General features: G+C 49.6%; 8 protein-coding genes. All 8 read left to right on the top strand.

Annotation, left to right across the window (positions count from 1 at the left end):
• A partial coding sequence (locus KOO62_07700) for a hypothetical protein (GenBank protein ID MBU8933877.1) occupies positions 1–3,203 on the top strand: 3,203 nt, incomplete at its 5' end.
• A 579-nt stretch (positions 3,204–3,782) separates the two neighbouring features.
• Positions 3,783–7,223 carry a hypothetical protein gene (locus KOO62_07695; GenBank protein MBU8933876.1) on the top strand — a complete coding sequence of 1,147 codons (3,441 nt, stop codon included), beginning with the start codon at positions 3,783–3,785 and terminating at the stop codon, positions 7,221–7,223.
• Between the two features lie 370 nt (positions 7,224–7,593).
• Complete coding sequence (locus KOO62_07690; protein MBU8933875.1) at positions 7,594–9,933, top strand: S8 family serine peptidase; 2,340 nt, start codon at positions 7,594–7,596, stop codon at positions 9,931–9,933.
• A 268-nt stretch (positions 9,934–10,201) separates the two neighbouring features.
• Positions 10,202–11,065 carry a T9SS type A sorting domain-containing protein gene (locus KOO62_07685; GenBank protein ID MBU8933874.1) on the top strand — a complete coding sequence of 288 codons (864 nt, stop codon included), beginning with the start codon at positions 10,202–10,204 and terminating at the stop codon, positions 11,063–11,065.
• 258 nt (positions 11,066–11,323) lie between these two features.
• Positions 11,324–14,503 carry an isoleucine--tRNA ligase gene (gene ileS / locus KOO62_07680; protein ID MBU8933873.1) on the top strand — a complete coding sequence of 1,060 codons (3,180 nt, stop codon included), beginning with the start codon at positions 11,324–11,326 and terminating at the stop codon, positions 14,501–14,503.
• Between the two features lie 15 nt (positions 14,504–14,518).
• Complete coding sequence (locus KOO62_07675) at positions 14,519–14,911, top strand: TraR/DksA C4-type zinc finger protein (GenBank protein MBU8933872.1); 393 nt, start codon at positions 14,519–14,521, stop codon at positions 14,909–14,911.
• A complete protein-coding gene (lspA, locus tag KOO62_07670) occupies positions 14,832–15,428 on the top strand; it encodes a signal peptidase II (protein ID MBU8933871.1) in 597 nt (198 codons plus the stop codon). The genes KOO62_07675 and lspA overlap by 80 nt, the downstream gene beginning before the upstream one ends.
• A gap of 206 nt (positions 15,429–15,634) precedes the next feature.
• Entirely contained in the window at positions 15,635–16,516 is an 882-nt protein-coding gene (locus KOO62_07665) for a hypothetical protein (protein ID MBU8933870.1), read from the top strand.
• The last annotated feature ends 74 nt before the right edge of the window (positions 16,517–16,590 follow it).

Below are 16,590 nucleotides of genomic sequence, written 5' to 3'. Positions count from 1 at the left end.
CCACCGATCCGGGTGCGCTGTGGGACGAGAACGCAGCTATATTTACCGTCACGGCTGAGAACGACGCTCCGGTAGTGACTGATATTCCTGACCAGACGGTCGCCGAGGGTGGCAGCTTTGCGACCATCAACCTCGATGATTATGTTTCTGATGCTGACCACACCGATGCCGAGATGGTCTGGACTTACAGTGGTAACATTGAACTGACCGTCGACATTACCGCCCAGGTGGCTACGATTACGATCCCCAGCCTTGACTGGAACGGAGACGAGACGATTACTTTCCGGGCCACCGATCCGGGTGCGCTGTGGGATGAGAACGCAGCTATATTTACCGTCACTAATGTAAATGACGACCCGGTGCTGACAGCCATAGGCTCACAATCTACAACTGAGAATGTACAGTTGACGTTTGGCGTATCTGCCACTGATATTGACGGTGATTTCCCGATCCTGTCAACATCCACTCTTCCCGGTGCGGCTGTATTCACAGATCATGGCAACGGCAACGGCACGTTTGATTGGACGCCGAGTTTCTTGGACGACGGCATCTTCCCGGTTACTTTCTATGCTACTGATGCTGCCTTCCCGGCTGTTATTGACTCCGAGTTAGTCATAATCGTTGTGGGCGAGGCAGGCAACCAGGCTCCGGTCTGGACAACTACGCTGACTGACACCATTATTCAAGAAAACGACGTTCTGGTACTCAATGTCGTCGCAACAGATGCGGACGGCGATAACATCACGCTGTCAGTCAACACTCTCATGAACCACTACACATTTACTGATAACAGTGACGGTACCGGAGTACTAACTTACTCACCGGACTACGAAGACGCTGGCATTGATACCGTTCGATTCATCGCCATTGATGACGGCACACCTGCGCTGTCCTCAATACTGACCGTTTCGATCACAACTTACGAAGTCAACCAGCCGCCGGAGTTTGAACTGGTCGGACCGTTTACGGTGGAAATCTACGATACCCTTGAGTTCGTTGTTACTGCTATTGATCCTACCGACACTTCAGGCGCCAGATTGTTCCTAACCGTTCTCGATTTACCGACTAATGCGTCGTTCATGGACAACGGTGACAACACCGGTAGCCTTTTCTTCGCCCCGGTTCTCGGTCAGGAAGGGATCGATACAGTCACATTCCTGGCCACAGACCAGGGCAGCCCATCCCAAACCGGAAATATGCTGGTCGAGATTACGGTTGTAACTATTAATTTCCCGCCCGAACTCGCCGAGATTGGCACTCAAAGCGTTTTGGAGGGAGACACTCTTACGATCGACATGTCGGCTACCGATCCCGACGGCACTATACCGGCCTTTGAAATTGGAAATGCACCGGATAATTCGACCTTTACAGACAATGGTGACGGCACAGCCCAGTTTGTGTTCTCGCCCGGCTTTTTGCAATCGGGTCTGTACAGCGTGACTTTCAAGGCCACTGACGGTATGGATTTCGACAAAGAAGTAGTCCTGATTCAAGTATACGAAGCTGGCGATCAGGCTCCCGTGTTTACCTATGTTCCGTCTATTGTGGGCACTGAGGGCGACACTCTCGGTGATACTATTGTGGCTATTGATCCTGATCTTGATTCAGTCACACTAACACTGGATGAACTTACACAGCCAGCCAACCTTACCTTTACAGACCAGGGTGACGGAGTGGGCTTGATAGTTTTCCTTCCCGACTTCACTCAGGCCGGGCTTTGGGATATTAACATCATCGCGACCAGTGGTCCCTTGGTCGATACCGTCACCGTCACCATTGACATACAGGAGTTTGGTAACCACGCTCCTACCCTCAATCCGATTGCTGATCAGGAAGGTATGGAATTGAGGCAATTGCAGTTCTCTGTTTCGGCAAGTGATGTCGATGGGGTCATACCAACTCTCTCATCCGGCCCTCTGCCGGGGACAGCAGCATTTGGCGCCGAAGCAGGCATGTTCAGTTGGACTCCGAATGATACCGACTCGGGTTCCTATGATGTCTGGTTCTATGCCACCGATGGTGATCCAACATTCCCGGATGCTATCGATTCGGCAATGATGACGATCACAATCCTTGACACCAACCGGGTCCCATGGATCTACTTTGACCCAATGCAAGAAGATTCCGTGATGGAGGGTGATACTCTCATATGGGTCATGACTGCCGGGGATATCGACGGTCCAACACCAGCCATTGATGCCTATTTGGATGGGTTCCCCGACTCTCTGGCCCCGAACATGTCGATCTATGACTCCGGCAACGGCACGGCCGTGCTGACCTTTGCGCCGGACTACGATCAGGGTGATGACCCTTTCCCTCCCAGGGAATACTTTCTTCGACTCATTGCGATTGACTCAGTTGACCCGGGATTGACGTCGATGTTGTCTGTTAAAACCATAAAGGTCTACAACACTATACGACCGCCGGTAATGATGTTCTCCGATGGTACCGGCCCGATTGACATGGATGAAGGAGATACGCTGACTTTCAGCGTCATGACTTACGATCCAGAAAGTTCCGAGATACCACAAATACATGCTGAGGGAATACCAGCTAACTGCGATACGATGACAGCGGTAGCCACATTGTATTTTGAGTTCAGGCCCAACTTCCAGCAGGCAGGAAGCTATCCTATATCATTTATTTCTCAAAGTATCGTAGCCCCGAACCTTGCCGATACGCAAGTCGTTGTTATTAACGTACTTGAGACTGGTAACCAGTCTCCGTATTTTACCAGTATTCTTCCCGATACAATTACTGTTCACGTTGGCACCCAGCACACCACCTATCTTGAGGCTTTCGATGCGGACGGTGATGCTTTGTCTTTTGATGCCACTGACACACTCCTCGGAGCGGCACTGATCAACGACGGTGGTGGGAATGCGAGGTATGTCTACGATCCGGACTTAGCCGACCTAGGGACGGTCAATGAGGTGCGGTTTATTGTAAGCGACCCGCTTGGACTCGCCGATACTATCATAACTTATTACAGCGTAGTAAGTACCAAGCGTGGCGATGCGGATGTGAGCGGATCTTACAATGTCTATGATATTGTCTTCCTTGTAAATTACCTGTTCCGAGGTGGACCAGCTCCATATCCACTGGAATCAGGCGACGCGGATATGGACGGTTTTATTCGGGTAGCAGACATAGTCTACATGGTCAACTTCCTTTACAGTGACGGTCCACGACCGCCGCAATAACTGCGCCACGAAATCATAACACCAAAGCCCTCAAAAAGGCCACCCGCTTGGGTGGCTTTTTTGTTGCGCCCGGTGTTGTGTAATACTGTTTATGTAAATTGTGTGTGTGAAATCGCTTGACATAATATGGATATCCGCTTATAATAGTAGCGCAATCACTGGAAGTGGTGTGACCAGATCTAATGATCTTACGTTTTTTTTCTCTTAGGCGTTCAACCTTAATATGATGAGGTTCGAAACACTTGCTTAAACTAATACTGGTACTATCCAGATAACTGATTACGAAGAACTTTGACGAAATGGTGTTTTACGAACGCTTGCTTCAACAACCAATTTCTAAGGACGAAAGATCCTTCTCGAAACTTAGCCAATCACCTGATGTGTGGCTCACATTGGGGATTAGGAAAGGAGGTCGTTTACAAAAGAGTTTTGTTATGTATGATTGAGCGTATTGCTTGCGTTTCATGACGTAATTGACGCTTGACCATAAGAACACTTTCCACAAGGTGCAAATTAATTGACTTATTTTTCTCTGAGAAATAGGTTGGGAAAACTCAAACCTCTCGAAAGGAGCAACTGATGACAAGGAAAATATCCTCGTTGTTAATTCTCTCCTTGCTCATGTTCGCATTTCTCGCGATGACTGCTTCGGCCGCCAAATCGCCGGTTCAACGACGGGTGATTGACGAACGAGTTATCAAAATGTCCGAGTATGCGTTCCCTGATGAGCATAATTCTGGTGTAGTATATAGGGATGCTGATTTCGATCAGGCTCTTGGCAGCTTCTCCCGGGCCGAATCACCAGGTACGTTTATGGGCTGGACCAATTACGATTACCAGCATAACGGCTCTATGGGCCGGATGATTGAGTCCAAGACCTCTACCGAGGGAACCTTCGTCCATATTTCTTGGATGTATCTTCCTGGTAGAGCAATCACTGGTGCTGATTCTCGTAAATTTAAATATAACGGCTACAACTTAGGCGCTGAACAATTTGGCTCCGAAACTGCATTGCAGTTGGACGATGAGAGAGCCGGATATGTTAATATCGCCGTAACCAGCACCAACCGTGCTATCGTCGGTGGTCATAACGATATGGATGGCTCCGGTGCCGATGGCGGACCTCTTTTTTATAATCCTCACTTCTATTGGGATTTTTCAGCGCTGGCTTCGACTTTCGAAGGTGAACACGTCCCGAGAGAGTTCGCAGCAATCGGTACCCTGGACGCGGATGCAGAAACTATCTGGCCAAAGTTCGCCTGGACTGAACCCGCTACCGGTGGTCCATTCTTGCATGTACTTTGCCAGGAATCAAAGGCTGCGGCCGGTGAATCAGGAGCTCTCAACTACTACCGTCGTGTCGGTGGAAAACCTGATGCGGAAGCATACTGGGATATTGATGCTTCTTTCACCCTTGATACAGTTCATGTTCTGTCTCATGATATCGCCGCGGACCCAGATGGCGGCAAGGTAGTTATGGTTTGGACGGCACCTCTCCCATGTGTACCTGGTGGCCCTTCCAGTTCCGACAAGACTCCTTGCGATCCCCCGCGGTTTAACCAATGGGATAGCGACGTCTGGTATACGGTCAGTGCAACCAATGGTGATGTCGGCACGTGGTCAGATACGAACATAACCCAATATGCTGTCAATGAATTGGAAGAAGACGGTTATCGTCCGTACGCTGATCTCAGCTGTTTGTTGGATGCAGACGACGACGAATTACACATTGTGTTTGCCGCCAGCTATTGGCCGACGGATGCCTATACTAACAGCAACGCCGGCTACTTCAGGGGACGTATGTTCCACTGGTCTGAAAACAAAAATACACTCCGTGTTGCTCATGCTTATGACTGGGATCAGACAACTTGTACCCCCCCAACCTGGCACCTGAACGTCGCCAGGATGAGCATCTCGCAATGCCGTGGCTTCCACTACATCCTCTTCAACCAATATAACGACGGTGCCGCTGAGCCAGCTATCTTCGATGACTGCGCTGTCGAATCCAATCCTGGGTTCCCGGGCGGTTCTGCAAATGGTGAGCTGTGGGTGGTCGTTTCGGAAGACGGTGGTCTGACCTGGGATGCAGCCCGTAACGTCACGAATTCCTATTCCCCTGGTTGCGACTCAGCTATGGGTGATGGTGGTCCGTGTTGGAGTGACGCCTATCCGTCAATGTCCAGGTACGGCATTACTGTGGGTGATGAGAGTGATGACACTGCCCAGGTCTTTATGTACCCGGGTGAAGACAATACCACTGGTGCTGGCAACTACCTCGACCTCCAATACATTTATGACAGAAGTCCTGGTGCAATTGTCTATGACGAAGGTACCTGGCAAACAGCTGACATAATGTGGGCTCGGTTATCCTGTGTTGACGCGGTATCTAACCCTCTTCTTGGTTTCTTGCCAATAGAGATTGAATGGCCTTCATGGACCAAACATAATCGCCCGGATACTACCGACATCAGGTTAGAGAACCTTGGTAATGCCGCGTTAGACTTTCTTGACACGAAAATCACCCCGTTTAAGCTCACTTATATCACGGATGAATGGCTGGGACACACAATTCCTGAGACGCAAATTCCAGCCGGCTTGGGTAACGTTGTTGATGCCGAGGTCTACGTCAACATGGACGGCGTCATCAATACTCCGGGCACCATTATGATGCTTGAAGGTGGTATCGAATTTGTCACTAACGCTCCGACGTCGCCGGATACTTTCCTTATCAGCATGACTGTTGCTGATACGGTTTATCCACCAACTCCGGATACTCTTTTGTCATCGTGCATCAGTCTCGTAGTCAATAACAATCTTTCAATTGGTGCGGGCGCTCAGGAAGAGATCAGCATGGGCTACGCTGATGACTGTGACACTACTGCCGAATACTACCTGTACCAGGCTTCGCCGGTAATCGGATATAAGAACGAAGGCGAAGCTGCCAAAATGAACTGGTCGATCTTCGGCAATGGCTATGCTGATACTGTCGGCTTCGTACAAATTGGCAACCCATTGAAAGAGGTCGATACATATCAGTACCATGATTACGAAGCCTATGATGCGAAGGCGTATACACTGGATTCGTCAATTATAATTGAAACCAAGACGTTTGCCGTGCAGACCACCGATACCGCTTGTACCGTAATCTGGGAGCGCTTGTTAGTCTACGATAACCCTGACAGAAACGGCGACAATGAGCATACCGGCCTTGTCATCGGTGAAGCGCTTGACTGGGATGTTCCAGGCGATAGTAACATGAACTCGAGCGGCTATGATCATGACTTGTTGTCTATCTGGCAACAGGGTGTCTACTACGCGGACACTTCTATTGATTACCCTGAGGATTGTGGTATTAATTATAACAATTCACGTTATGGTGGAATAACATTCCTCGGTATGTTTGAACAAGATGATAACCCGGATTCGTTTAAATATGTTGCAATTGACGACGGTACCGAGGCCGAGCGTCCGTTCTACAATGCATACACGGAATCGAATGGCCGCTATGTATACGGGAATGACGCCGGTTACGAGAGCGACACGCTCCATATGCTGATGACCGAAACTGAAGGCTGGAAGCCATACACAGATGATGACACAGTAGTTTACGATCTGCATATGGTCATGACATTCCAGCACGACTACACTCTTAAGGTCGGCAAGAAGTTGTTGGTCTGGAAGCAACTCTGGTCGGTACCGATTAGCGACACCGTGGAGACTCCGCCGAAGGGCGTAGCCCCCGCTCGAGTCGCAGCAGTCATCAACGATGGCGTTCGTTGGTATAAGGATGACCTGTGTCCTTGCGATGAACGCGGTAACGTTGATGGTGTAGCTCCTATCAATATTGGTGACTTAACTTTCTTGGTAGCCTTTATGTTCACTGGTGGGGCAGCACCCCCATGTAACATAATGGCTAACGTCGATGGCTCCGGTCCTATCAATATTGGTGACCTAACTTATTTGGTAGCCTTTATGTTCACTGGTGGGGCGGTCCCTCCAGATTGCTCAGTTATACCTTAATAGACAGATAGTTCTTCTGTCTCTCGTAGAATATGGTCGTCCTGGCTTCTGCCAGGGCGATCTTTTTTTCTTGGAATCGGGGCATTTCTCACTATATTAGAGTAACGAAATACACTTGAGCGCAGTTAGGGTTCAAGTCCTGTTGGTTTGGACGTTTATACTTCATTCTGTGTGACCTCGGAAGCACTGACAGACCAAAACTGAGAGTCTCACTGAACCGCCACATATTGAATCGCGTCTATACAGACGGAGATGTAGTGAACTGATCGACCATTTGTGTCGTTATTAATCGTAGAGAGATATGAATCGCAAAGAGATTAGTTTGGAGAATTGTATGCGGAGATTTGGATTGAATTCGTGTCGTTTAACAATGACACTTCTGATGGTGGCGCTCCTGTTCACAGGTACTAGCCACGCTAGATACTATGCTGATCAGGACCAGCCACAGCCCTACGTAATAGAGGGGCGGGTGTCAGTTCAGTTTGAGGACAATGTCGAATTTGAACAATTGGCCAAAGCATTCGGGCGGGTTTCGCTCAACCTCCCGAGCCTGGATCCGATTTTCGCAAAACACGACATTAGTGAGATGAGCAAGATTTTCCCCGGTCGAATAGAGCGTCCGAAGGCGGGATCAGGACTTCATGATCTCACAAGATGGTGCGAACTGCAGTTCCCGGAAGAAATTGACGTATACGATGTCATCAGCGACCTGATACAAAACCCCAATATCCGCATGGCTGAGCCGGTCTGGGCTATTCCTATGACAGCCTCCCCGGATGACCCCCAGTGGTCTTCGCAGTGGGCTATGGAACCTGGCCCGCCAGATCCTTATTTCTACGACGCCTGGGACATTGAGACCGGCTCGAGCAAGATCAAATATGGCTGCATTGATGGGGGCGTTAACTATAATCACCCCGACCTGATGGACAATATCTGGATTAATCCTGGTGAGGACATTGACGGTGACGGTGTTGTGTTTGATGTAGACGACCTAAATGGAGTGGATGACGACGGTAATGGCTACGTCGATGATCTCATCGGTTACGATTTCCTCTCTGGACTCACGGGAGGTTGCTGGGAGGGCGAAGATTGCGGCACTCCCGATCCTGATCCTAATGACTTCGGGGGGCATGGTACTCATGTCGCCGGTATCGCGGCTGCCGCGACCAACAACGGCATAGATGTCACTGGCGTGGCGGGGGGTTGGTATGGGGGACACCGCTCTTATCGTGGTATCCAAATAATGTGTCTTCGTGTTGGTGCTGTAGCTGCTGATGGCCTCGGTTATGTGAACTCCAACAACTGCGCTACCGCCATTGACTATGCTGTCATGATGGGTGCTGACGTTATCAACGCCAGTTGGGGTGGAGCCTACGTCGGCGCCCTTGCCGCCTCCGCTGCTATGACGGCCGGAGTGACTTTTTGCCACGCCGCCGGCAATGATAACATCGATGATCCAGATGACTTCGATGGCGTACCGGGCATGATTTCAGTGGCCTCGGTGGGACCGTATTCGGACATCAAATCATCGTTCTCGAATTACGGTTACTGGATCGATGTCTCGGCACCAGGCGACAATATCCTGTCCACCTATTCCGACGAATACACTCCAACTACTGCTTCCATTGGTGGCACATCAATGGCATCACCCATGGTGGCTGGTCTGGCATTGCTGATTCGTTCCGCTATGCCTTCGCTCACCAAAGCCCAGATTGATTCACTTATCTCGGTCAATGCCGACGATATCACTGCCGTCAATAATCCGGTATATACCGGTATGTTGGGGACCGGCCGGATCAATGCCCTGAGTTCCCTGAGTGGTTTGGCCAACGCTAAGTTTACTGCCGATATTACCGATGGTCAGGTACCACTGACGGTGCAATTTACAGATTTGTCGCCCAATTCACCGGTCGGCTGGGACTGGTCTTTTGGCGACACCTACACCTCCGTTGAGCAGCATCCACAGCATACATATAGCTCTCCGGGAGTTTATGATGTCTCGCTGGTTATTGATGAAAACAATCTGCTGGGGCCAGGAGAAGAGCATCTTGAACATTTTGTTTGGGCCCGCGCCGATACTTTTGTAATCGATTCAGTCGAATTGGTAACCGAATCCAGCGCCGCTATACCGGTCCGCCTGACGAATACGACCCAAGTCAGAGAGATAGTATTTGCATTCAAACTTAGGGATTTTAACGGTACGGTATTTTTCGACTCACTATCAACAGCAGGCACTCGCACAGACTACTTTGCAGAAATGACTACGCTTGCCTCTGATGAATGGACCGAGACTTATGTCTTGAGACTACGCCCCAATATTCTAGGCACTGGTTCCACCTATCTGGTTCCGGATACGGGTATCATCTTCAATATTTGGGTGTCGGTTTCGGATGTGGCTCCAATCGGTCAGGTGGTCACTATTGACACCACCAGGAAAAATAACTACAGTTCCGAAATTGAGACGCGTTGGGGTGACTATTGGCCGGTTCTAATTCCAGGGAAAATTGTGATCGCCTGCCCTCATGGCGACTGCAATTGCGACGGCGAAATTAATATCCAGGATCTGACGGCCCTGGTAGCATATTTGTTCACCGGTGGCGATCCGGTCGATAGTGTAGGTGGAAATGTTAATGGATATGGAGAGATCAACATTGAAGATCTTACTTATCTGGTAGCCTACTTGTTCACGGAGGGTCCTCCACCGCCGTGATCTTAACAAATACTATAAAAAAGGTGGGTTGAAAAACCCACCTTTTTTTTACGCATTCTGAGGTAGTTGAACGTTTTTTATTGACGGGCGCACTAGAGGGTCGTATTATTGGGTGGGGATGAATGTGAATGATGTATTGATGTGAAATAGGAAACTAGTTGGAGACTCTTCCGGGAGGTGAAATGCTGCGAAGTTGATAGTGAAGATAATCTACTCTTATTTGTGTTACGATCAGTTGGATTGGTTGAATAATATGGAGGTTTTGAATATGAGAAACAAACTACTAATTGCAGTCTTCTTGATTGCTATTTGTACTGGCAGTCCAGCATTTGCCGCGCAGCCGCTTGACGACGTATTGGAAGTTGATACGCTTGAGTTTGTTGACTTTGAGGTTGATACCATCGGTGGAACTATGGTAATGGAAATATGGGTATTCAGTGACTATCACTTATCTGGAGCTACGGCCGGGTTCACCTGGAGAGAGTCAAGTGCAAACCTGACTCTTGACACCGCCTATGCCTCCGCATTGCTGATAACGGGTTTTGCAGAAATAGGTCCTTTCGTCTATTTCGATACGAGTCTCACCAAGTCCAATGACAGCTCGGTGGCTCTCATTGGCGGAGCGTCCATATTCTCTCCCGGTATTCCCGCTGCCTCAGTACGCCGTCTCTGGGCGACTTACGAGTTCACGCTGGACTGGTCGCCTGGCGACTCGATTGTAATAGATACCTTGAAATTCAATGCAGGGTCGGAGCTTGCGTTCTCAATTACAACAACAAACCCAGCTACTCTGCGTTTGCCATATCACGAGCGGTATGTATTCAAGGCGGAAACCGATGTAACAGAAGCATCCGCGGGAGACCTCCCGGATAAGTTTGCCCTGAATCAGAATTACCCGAATCCGTTTAACCCCACAACCGAAATTGAGTTCGATGTTCCCACGTTGGCGCATGTGAATATCACGGTTTTCAATATCCTTGGACAGGAAGTAGAAACGCTGGTTGACAAAGAGTTGTCAGCTGGTAAATATACTGCTGACTGGGATGGTTCCGGATTCGCTTCAGGTGTCTATTTTTACAAATTCGAAACCGATACATACACCGAAACCAGGAAGATGGTACTGGTGAAGTAGTTTTTTGAATTTGCGATACAAATATGAAAACCCCCGCTCTGCGGGGGTTTTTCTTTGCGTGCATCTTCTCATGGAGATGCTATTCTGCGATTCCGTGATGTTGGCTTATAACCCGCAAGAATGACACTGTTGACATAATACCTTTCGCCGTCTCACGCTTGAAAAGTCTTTACAAAAAATGCCAACGAAGGTAAATTATTAGGTTATAGTAGTGTTCAATACAGCCGCGACTAGATCGCGCATAAGAGATTGAAAAACATGAGATTCGACACCTTCAAAGACAACTTTTCGCTGCCTGAGGCCGAAGAAAAGATCATCGCCGGCTGGGAGAGGAACCAGACTTTCAAGAAGGCTCAGGAAGCCGCGAAAGACAGACCACATTTCGTATTTTACGAAGGCCCTCCTACAGCTAACGGACGGCCTGGGATTCACCATGTCATATCGCGCACAGTCAAGGATCTCATCTGTCGCTACAAGTACATGCAGGGCTTCAGGGTAGACCGCAAGGGAGGTTGGGACACTCACGGTCTGCCGGTGGAGATCGAAGTCGAGAAAAAACTCAAGCTCGACTCGAAAGCCAAAATCGTAAAATATGGCATTGCTGAGTTCAACAAACAGTGCCGTGAATCGGTTTTCAAATATCTCGACGAGTGGAATGACATCACCCGTCGCATCGGTTACTGGCTTGATCTTGATGATGCCTACGTCACACTGAAAAACGAGTATGTCGAGACCGTCTGGTGGATTCTCAAGAATTTCCACGACCGCGATCTGCTGTACAAAGGTTTCAAGACGGTTCCCTTCTGTCCCCGATGCGGCACCGGTCTGTCAAGCCATGAAGTAGCCCAGGGTTATGAAGAGGTCAGAGATCCGTCGATTTTCGTCAAAGTGAAGGCGACGGACGCTGATTTCAGTTATCTGGTCTGGACAACAACCCCCTGGACTCTGCCATCGAATGCTGCCCTTTGTATGAAACCGGACGCCGATTATGTTCTGGTTGAACACGAGGGTGAAAAATTGGTACTCGCGGAGGCGTTGGTCGAGAAAGTATTCGGTGAACCAAAAAATGCACTTCAGCGCTTCAAGGGGACTGATTTTCTCAAACGACCATACCTGCCGTTATTCGATATTTTCAAGGATCAGGCCGACGGAGCGTATTTTGTCATCAATGCCGATTTTGTTACCCTCGAAGACGGCAGCGGGATTGTTCATGTTGCGCCCGGGTTCGGTGCCGACGACTATGTAGTCGGACAGAAGTTTGGTCTTCCTGTTTTTCAGGCTATCGAAGCCAATGGCATTTTCAAAGATTTTGCCGGGCCATACGCCGGGATGTTTATCAAGGATGCCGACCCTATCATCATCAAGGACCTTAAAATTGCCGGGCGGTTATTCAAAAAAGAAATCTACGAGCACAACTATCCGTTCTGCTGGCGTTGTCATTCGCCGTTGATCTACATCGCGCGCCAGTCCTGGTATCTCAAAACGACCCAGTTCAAAGAACAGCTGATCAAGAACAGCAACGCCATCAACTGGAATCCGGATGAAATCCGTACCGGACGTATGCTCAACTGGCTGGAAAACAACGTTGATTGGGCTTTGTCGCGTGAACGATTCTGGGGCACACCATTGCCGATCTGGATCTGCGATGATCCACATTGTGGCAAACAGAAAGCCGTAGGATCTATTGAGCAATTGAGGCAGGACGGGATCGACGTCCCGGACGATGTCGATCTGCACAAGCCGATGATGGATGAAGTCAAACTCAAGTGTGAATGCGGCGGCACAATGACCCGGGTTCCGGAAGTTATCGACTGCTGGTTTGACTCCGGCGCGATGCCGTACGCCCAGTGGCATTACCCCTTTGAGAACAAGGAAGAGTTTGAGGCTAAGTATCCGGCTCAGTTTATCGCGGAAGCGGTAGACCAGACCCGAGGTTGGTTTTACTCCCTACTAGCCATCTCGACCCTGCTATTCGACAAAACGCCTTTCGAGAATGTGATCGTTTTCGAATTCATCCTCGACAAGAACGGCAAGAAAATGTCGAAGAGCAAAGGTAACGTTGTAGATCCTTTCGAAACGGTCAGAGATTTCGGCGCCGACCCGGTGCGCTGGTATTTGCTCTCGACCTCGAATCTGTGGATGCCAACCAAGTTTGACACTGCCAGCCTGCAGGAAGTTATCCGCAAGTATTTCGATACGTTGCGCAATACTTATTCATTCTTCGCGCTCTACGCAAATATCGATGAAGTCCCCGAGCGTGCGCGTGAAACAGGCCAATCGATTGAGTCCTATCTTGAAGGCAAAGCCGGCGAACCGGACCGCTTCGATCGCTGGATTGTCTCGCGTTTCAATAGTCTCGCCGGGGAAGTCTCTGCAGGACTTGACAAATATGAAATCACGGTCCCAGTTCGGGCAATACAGGCTTATGTCATCGACGAGCTTTCCAACTGGTATGTCCGCAACAACCGACGTCGGTTCTGGGCCAAAGGGGATGACCCCTCCAAGATGCGGGCCTATCTCACGCTGTATAGAATGTTGGTTGGCGTCTGCCGCCTGACCGCTCCGGTTACGCCAATGGTTTCAGAGATGATCTGGCGACAACTGGTGGGGGCGGAGCTGAAGACCAATGGCCAGGAGCTGTCCGTTCATCTGACAACCTATCCCAAGCCGGACCAGAATCTGATTGATACTGACCTTGAAGAATCTATGGGGCTGGTGGAGAGAATCGTCTCGCTGGGACGAGCAGCAAGGTCGCGTCGTAATATCAAAGTCCGGCAGCCGTTGTCACAACTGATGGTCGCTACGCCGGAAGGGCTTTCGTTTGATCGGCTTGAGGAGTATCTGGGGATCATTAAAGATGAACTCAACGTCAAGACCGTAGCCAGTGCTGATGATCTGGACCAGTATATTTCGTATTCCGCCAAACTTAATTTCAAAAAAGCTGGACCTCGTCTGGGCGGGAAAGTCAAGGCAGCGGCTCCGATTGTGGCAGGACTCGACAATGATACTGTTCGCACGTTCGACTCAGCCGGTAAAGTGGAGATCGAAATAGACGGTGACAAGGTCACGTTGACCAAGGAAGAGATTGACGTCAATCGCGATGAGAAAGAAGGATACGCAATCGAGAGCTATGGTGGGGTTACTGTCGCACTTGCCACCGAGCTTAGTGAAGAGCTTGTGGCTGAAGGCTTTGCCCGGGAACTTGTCAGTAAGATTCAGAATATGCGAAAAAGTTCTGGCTTCGAGGTCACTGACCGTATTAATGTATTAGTAAGTGCCTCTGATCGCCTGATAACGGCGGTCGGGAACTGGGAAGATTTTGTCCAGCGCGAGACGCTGGCCGACAGTATTCGCTTTGCTGACGGTGAGACTATTGACGGCAGCACCGAGTGGAACATCAATGGCGAGAAGACAGTCATAGCCGTCTCCAAGGTATAGCGATTGGAGTTGAGCATGAGGACCAGAGAGAAAGAACGGTACAAGAAGAAGCTCCTGGCCAAACGCGAAGCCATGCTGGAAGATAGGGACCACCACATGGACTCACAGGTATCGACCACTATTCGTGAATCGACGGGCGATATCTCTTCCTACTCGTACCACATGGCTGACCAGGGGACCGATGCGATGGAGCGAGAGAAGGCGTTCATGTTTGCCTCACGATCCGGCCGCCTGATCTATCACATTGATCAAGCTCTGCGGCGAATCGAAGACGGGACCTATGGTAAGTGTGCTACCTGCGGCGAAAATATCAGTAAAAATCGTCTGGATGCCGTACCGCACGCCAGAATGTGCATCGAGTGTAAGTCAGCTGAGGAGAAATCCAGACCTGTCCGCAAAAGAAAATAACCCGCTTCTGTGGTCGGTTCTGATTCTGGTCCTGGTCATTGTGACCGATCAGTTGACGAAACTCTGGGCCGTAGCCAGCCTGACCGATTCCCCCTCCGTTGAGGTGTTGGGGCAGTTTTTCATGCTCACCCTCGTCTATAATGAGGGGGGAGCAATGGGCACCAATTTTGGCTCATCCACAGTCTACTTGATTTCATCAATCCTGATTCTGCTCTTTGTACTCTATTACACCTACATCAACCGCGACAGGCCAAGACTGTGTTATGCGTTAGCATTCATTACAGGCGGAGCCGTGGGCAATATCATCGACCGGGTACGACTGGGGCGGGTGGTAGATTTTCTGGATGTTGATTTCTTTGATATTGATATGTTCGGCTACACGCTCCAGCGTTGGTGGACATTCAATATCGCCGATGCAGCTATCACTTGCTCAATCGTCTACTTACTAATCTACGTCATATTCCTGCAACACCGACAGCCATCCGCCCCCGCCAAAGGGGAAGCGGTGCAGGAGTAGACTGTGAAACAGCTGAGTGTCACAGTTCAACAGCATAGATAAGTGATGACAGCGACCATCATGAGAAGGAGAGCCGAAAGCTGACCGAAGATCACAGTCTTACAAAAAATATCTCGATGGGTAAACCACATGTTGTGATACTAGGCGCCGGTGCTAGTAGGGCGGCATTTCCGAAGGGCGATCGCGTTGGGAAGAAGCTCCCCCTCATGAATGACTTGATCGCAACTTGCGGGCTGGAGCAGTCTCTTGAAAGCGATGGAGTTGATTACAAGGGACGCAATTTCGAGATTGTCTTCAGCGAATTGCACGCAAGCGGCAATATTGCTCTCATAGCTAGACTCGAAGACTCATTATTTGAGTATTTTCGTACCTTGGAGCTTCCGAATAGTCCAACGATTTACGATCTGCTTGTTATGTCGCTGCGACCTAAGGATCTGATTGCTACCTTCAATTGGGACCCTCTTCTGTGGCTCGCAATGGGTCGCAACCACCAGTGGACGCGTGGGCCAACAGTAGTCTATCTCCACGGTAACACGGCTTTGGGGTATTGCCCTAAGGATCAGAGAATCGGTTCGTTGGAGCGCAGGTGTTCGGTGTGTGGTGACATATTCACTAGATGTCCCCTCCTATACCCTATCAGCAAGAAAGACTATGCGGATGATCCGTACATCTCTAATGCTTGGGACGTGCTCAAGTCCCACTTGAACCATGCATACATTCTCACGATTTTTGGCTACAGTGCGCCTGAGACCGACGCAGAGGCAATGAAGTATCTTCGGGACGGGTGGGGGCCTACCCACGGGAAGAGATTCTCCCAGACAGAGATAATCGATATTGTAGACCCGAATGAGTTGCAGAGTGCTTTTCGACCGTTTATTCACTCCAATCATTATGAGGTTCACTCAAACTTCAGAGAGTCTATTCTGGCACATTACCCAAGAAGGTCATGTGAGGCATTGTGGAGCATGTTTATGGAGAACCACCCGTATAACGAAATATCAATTCCAGAGACAGACGATTGGAACGAACTGCGGGAATGGTTCAATCCGTTCATCAGAGCCGAGGCAGAAAGTGAAACAGAAAGATGATGTTGTTGTGGCGGAACCGCCAAGGGGTTCCACCCTACTAAGAAATCAGAACAAGTGTCGAAACTGAAGACAGT

Source organism: Candidatus Zixiibacteriota bacterium (genome assembly GCA_019038695.1).
GTDB lineage: Bacteria > Zixibacteria > MSB-5A5 > GN15 > FEB-12 > B120-G9.
The sequence above is the reverse complement of the archived record's forward strand: the minus strand, read 5'-3'. Positions and strand labels throughout refer to the sequence as shown.

What these genes read in the sequence shown, in the direction of transcription:
- KOO62_07695 (MBU8933876.1), top strand. Translation starts at nt 3,783, where the DNA reads ATGACAAGGAAAATATCCTCGTTGTTAATTCTCTCCTTGCTCATGTTC.
- KOO62_07690 (MBU8933875.1), top strand. Translation starts at nt 7,594, where the DNA reads ATGACACTTCTGATGGTGGCGCTCCTGTTCACAGGTACTAGCCACGCT.
- KOO62_07685 (MBU8933874.1), top strand. Translation starts at nt 10,202, where the DNA reads ATGAGAAACAAACTACTAATTGCAGTCTTCTTGATTGCTATTTGTACT.
- ileS (MBU8933873.1), top strand. Translation starts at nt 11,324, where the DNA reads ATGAGATTCGACACCTTCAAAGACAACTTTTCGCTGCCTGAGGCCGAA.
- KOO62_07675 (MBU8933872.1), top strand. Translation starts at nt 14,519, where the DNA reads ATGAGGACCAGAGAGAAAGAACGGTACAAGAAGAAGCTCCTGGCCAAA.
- lspA (MBU8933871.1), top strand. Translation starts at nt 14,832, where the DNA reads ATGCCGTACCGCACGCCAGAATGTGCATCGAGTGTAAGTCAGCTGAGG.
- KOO62_07665 (MBU8933870.1), top strand. Translation starts at nt 15,635, where the DNA reads ATGAATGACTTGATCGCAACTTGCGGGCTGGAGCAGTCTCTTGAAAGC.